General features: G+C 56.5%; 2 protein-coding genes and 1 pseudogene. All 3 read right to left on the reverse strand.

The window, feature by feature from the left end; genetic code table 11:
• The coding region (locus tag CYR55_RS22360) for a baseplate J/gp47 family protein (protein ID WP_101818521.1) at nucleotides 1-979 on the reverse strand (979 nt) is incomplete at its 3' end.
• Entirely contained in the window at nucleotides 979-1,323 is a 345-nt protein-coding gene (locus CYR55_RS22365) for a hypothetical protein (RefSeq protein WP_101818522.1), read from the reverse strand. The genes CYR55_RS22365 and CYR55_RS22360, both read right to left, overlap by 1 nt.
• A gap of 11 nt (nucleotides 1,324-1,334) precedes the next feature.
• Nucleotides 1,335-4,871: pseudogene (locus CYR55_RS23655) on the reverse strand (hypothetical protein); the annotation flags it as partial.

Genomic DNA, 4,871 nt, shown 5'->3' on the forward strand with positions numbered 1-4,871 from the left:
TCAGCACCCCATCAATCTTTTCCTGCTCCCCTTCCCCCCATGCATTTAGCCAGGTGCTGGCCGGAATGTTCTGCTTCAGGTAGTAAGTGTAATCCTCAGCCCACACCACCTGGTTATCGTAAGACAGCGCGTACTGCGCGCGTCTGCGCGTGATTTCCGTGCTTTCAATGTCTGACCCGCCAGTGATGGAGGTGCTGCTTTTTACCGTCATAGCGTCAGCCAGGCTGGCGGAATCATCAGAGGGGGTCAGGGTCTGGCCAGCCAGCAGTGTAACGTCACCGGAGCTGCACCAGACCCGCAGCGTGATCGTAGAGCCGGCAGGCGGCATCATGCCAATTGTACCGTCACCAAAGCGGATGCCCAGCTGCTCGGTCGGTTTGTAGAACTCCACGTAAACCCTGCTTGAGCTGGTCGCCAGGCGGAACATGGTGCTTTTTTTCCAGGTAGAGATTGAGCCATCGATCGTCACCATGACGTCAACCTTGTAACAGACTTCCGTCAGCGCGCGGGACAGCAGCACCTGTTGGAACTCAGTCGCCTCTGTGATGGTTGTGGAAACCTCCACGATCTCGAGCTGCTTTACCGTGACCGCGGCGGTGCCGTTCGCCGGCACCTTCACCACGTCCATCGTGAGATAGGGATACTGATCGTCAGACAGCAACGACGTGTATTGCGGGACAGTCAGCACCTTGTCGGTCAGGTTAGTGATGATGGCAGTACCACTGGAAGGGTCAACCCGGGAGCCAACATATCCCCGGTCTTCAGCTGCGGCCAGGATACTGGATCGCTTGGTCGCAGTGGAAATGAAGCCCTCAGACAGCGCCGCATCAGCAAACTGCTGGCAGCGGTACACCATCTGCGCGATGAAGGTCACCAGCATGGTGACGAACTGGGAACCCGCGAACTGTGACCAGTAGCTGTTCTCCTCCAGCAGCGTGTTGAATTTCTCTTTAATGGCCGAAAGGCTCAGGATGGACATTATTTTGATACCTGCTCGTTAATCGTCCCTTCCGGGAGTTTGATAGTTAACTGCGCCCAGTCGAAATCACGCTCGATATAGCCAATCCCGGTAATTTTCAGGTTAGGCAGATCCTCAGCCAGCTTTTGCAGCAGCTGGCATTCGATCGTGACCTGCACATGTGCCTGGTTGGTCGGTTCGTGCTTGAACTGGTTGAGGATGCATCCCCAGCCCGGCAGGCCGTAGACGCTACCCACCGGTGTATCCAGCCACTCGCGCAGCTGGGCAGCTTTTGATTGCAGCTCTCCGCCATACTCCTTCAGCCCATTGCTCTCCAGGGTCATAAGGTGGTCAATCTCTTTCAATGCTCTTCTCCTCAGTTACCGGCCACGCTGGCCATCAGTGGGTCATTAATGCTCAGAGGAACACTGCCACGCGGCGCAGGTTGTGGCGTGTTGGCTTTGGGTGCCTGATCGCCCGCTTTCTCTGCTGCGTCCTTGGTGTGGCCGCGGATCTCCTCCAACGTCTCATTGATTTTCTTCAGCAGCGCAGAGGCTTCTTTCGGGAAAGCAGGCTGCGGATTGGCCACGTTTACCGTGGGCTGGACATTGCTGGCGGAAAGATCCTGAATGGTCGGCATCCTTACCGGAATTGCCATACCTGGCCGGCTGATGGCCGCAGCACTTAAAGATGCACGTCCTGCTGATGCAGCGTTTTCATCCACTGGGTTTACCTGATGGCGTAAACCCTCAGCATTAAGCACATGCTCAGCACCAAGTTTTTTAGCAACGGTGTTCCAGACGCTGCCATCGTCGCTGCCCAGCTTGGCGGAACGGAAGGAAACACCAGCATTCACAGTAGCTGCGCCCGTCGGGCGGGCGGCAGCCACCTGCCCTACTTGTGCTGCCTTCGCCTCCTTCGCTGCATCAACTATTTTTTTGGACTCCGGGGGCGATTCAGCTTCAGAGGCAACGTACACCTGGTGGCGCAAGCCCTCTGTGTGTCGCAGCTCATCTGCGCCAATCTTATCGACCACTGCCCGGGCGGCCGTACCATCCATGGGCAATGTTGCCGGCCGGTAGTCAATGCCGCCGCGGCTGATAGCATGAGAGGCTGTATCACCAGGTTTTTTGACAGACTGCGCGTGTTGCACGACTTGGCCACCAGCCGCAGGTAAAGCAGCCATGCTGGCCAGCGGCAAGCTGGAATCGACCGCCTTACCGTTAACCGACGCGATGCCGGCGTACTGATCATATTTTGTGACTGGTGCCAGACCAAGCTGCTGGCGCTTTTGGTTGATAATCGGCAGCGTGGAGTCGTTAAACTGCCCCACCCATTGCCCGCGCCCCTTGTTGCCGCTCCCTTCCTGATAATGGCCGATAGAATTTTTGATAAATTCATCAGTGACCTGCGGGTTACCACCCTCGAGCGTAGCGATCGCACGCATGACTTTGGTCATCACTTCGGGATTTTGCAGATCCAGCTTGTCGTTTAAGCCGACACCCAGCTGCTTCGAGAGAGAGGCCATATAGGCTTTGGTATTGTTTTCGCTCTCTGGAGCAAAGGACGGGATAATTTCCCCGATGCTTTGCAGTTTTTTGTAGCCAACTACGCTGGAGGTACCATTTGCATAGCTGCTTAACTGGTTGGCCAGGCTACGAAAGCCCTCTTCGGGTGTGTCAAACCGGGCAAAACGGCGTTCGCCATATGCATTGGCATTTTCCAGGCGTGCGCCCTTCTGCCCGGCATATTGCAGATTACCGAAGTTGTTATTACGGAATGATCGTGCTTTGGCATTACTGCCACCGATATTCAGCTCCGGACTGACTGCATCCGTAGCCGGCTGGGCGATGTTTGCGTAAGTCCGTGCCCCGAAATCAACAACCGTCTGCGCCGCTTCTTCAGCTTTATTGGCTGCCGCTTTGAGGAGTGATCCGCTTTCGAACGCCTTGGCCAGATCAGACAGTGCCTGTGTTGTGGCGGTTGCCCCGGTCTTTACCGCGTCAACCACGTCAGTTGTACGCTCATCAGCGGCTTTCTCAGCTTTTGCTTGCTCACTGAATCCCAGCGCCCCCAAGCCCAGGGCGCTAGAAAGCGAAGTTGCGAGGTTTTTCGCAGAGGAAATTTTATTGTCCAGACCTTTGGCCATGTCCTCTGTACTGAAGGTCAGCGACTTGGCAACGCCACCCAGCCCCAGCTTTGATGCGCCCGAGGCCAAGAGGCCAGCGCCACCGCTGACCAGACCGCCCATATCTGCGATATTTGCCGCCGTATACTCGGCTTTTTGGCGCTTTGTCGCCTCCTGGCCTTCTTTCAGGTCAAAAGCCTTTGCCTGGCCATCCTTGTTTTGCCAGCCAGTTACCGCGTCATAGCCTACACCGAGCACCTGGCCTACGATCGGCACGGCGCGCAGCGCAGTTTTGGCAGCGGCTTTTGCCGCCAATTTAGCACCCGCTTTTTTGCCGCCCGCTTCGGCCAGATCTTCACTGGCCTGCGTAACCTCCCTTGTAGCCGCATGTTCTGTGCCATGAGCTACCGCGCCGGCCGTGCCGCCCGCACCGTGGTCTGTGGCACCGGGCGTCCCGCCCGCACTGTGACCGGCCGTGCCGTTCGTACCGCGGGCTGTAGTGCCGGGTGCACCACCCGCGCCGTGACCGGTCGTGTCGCTCGTACCGCGGGCTGTGGCGCCGGGTGCACCACCCGCGCCGTGACCGGTCGTGTCGCCCGTTGAGCCGGCATTGTTCCGGACACGCTCTCTGGCGTTTTCTGGCGGCCTGGTTCTGTCTGGATGGTGCTCAGTAGCCCTTTCATTAGCGTTAGCGCGTTCCCTTTTACGGGCTTGGCGCGCTGCGTTGCGCGCCTCACGGCGCTTTTTGCGCGTCGGCTTACGTCGTTTATTTGCTCTATCTCCGCCAGGCAAATCACACCCGCAGTCATCACCCCCCAGCCAGCCCGGGGCACGCCCGGGCTTTTTCTTACTCCCGCGGATTTTTTCTGCCAGCCCTCCAAGGCCTAAGCCCGTCAGTAAACCGCCCAGCAGCTTTTTTCCGATCCCTCCGATAGCGGCAGCACCCAGTAACCCTGATAACCCGCCGCCTTTCTTTCCGTCATGCTGCTTTAACAGCTCGTCCAGGCGCTCTACGATCTTATCGTCACCTTTCTGAATAGCCTGGGTTTGCACCTCAATTGCATGGCGCTGCTCTCGTTGGGCATTGCGTGCAACAACGGTTGCAGAGCTGTCCGTGTTTTTGGGACTGCGGCTAAAGGCACGCTTCAGAAAGCCGCGATTTTTTGCCGGTTGAGCATCTACCGGCGCTGGCGGCTGCTCATTTTCTGGATGAAGGACATCCCGCATCTTTTTGACTGCGCCATATCCACCCTGGACAGTGCTTTTTGCGCCACTATAAATTTCATGGCCAGCTCGCCAGAACGATCCCCCTGCTGCTACGCCAGCGGCATCAGCGCCCTCTGCATCCAAGGGGTCGCCGAAGTCAGAGAGCACCTTAGCGATCCGGGTAAAGGCAGAGTTTCGCTCTTTTTCTTCAGCATCCCGGCGTCTTTCTCGTTGTGCCTCTTGATTCTGCTGTGCCTTATCTCCCGAACTAAACCGGCCATTAGCATCGCGCCCACGCGAAGCCCCTCCAGCCGGCAGTGCTGGCGAAGCTTTCAGTTGCTCTAAGGCTAAGCGTTGAGCAGCTTTTAAGTCTGCAATATCTTTGTTTTTTGACGTAGATTCGCCATCTTTATCAGCTGCAAATGTTTGCCCGGAATTGCTGACATTATTCGCATGTTTTTCGTTTGTTTTACTGCTGCTATTTGAGCTTTTTTTACCAGCTTTATCAGTGGCAGAAACTTCGATGTGAATACTTACGTCATTTGCCGTGTTTAAGTTTGTTTTTTGTTTGTTTTCCGC

The sequence above is a fragment of the Chimaeribacter californicus genome (assembly GCF_002858675.1).
GTDB lineage: Bacteria > Pseudomonadota > Gammaproteobacteria > Enterobacterales > Enterobacteriaceae > Chimaeribacter > Chimaeribacter californicus.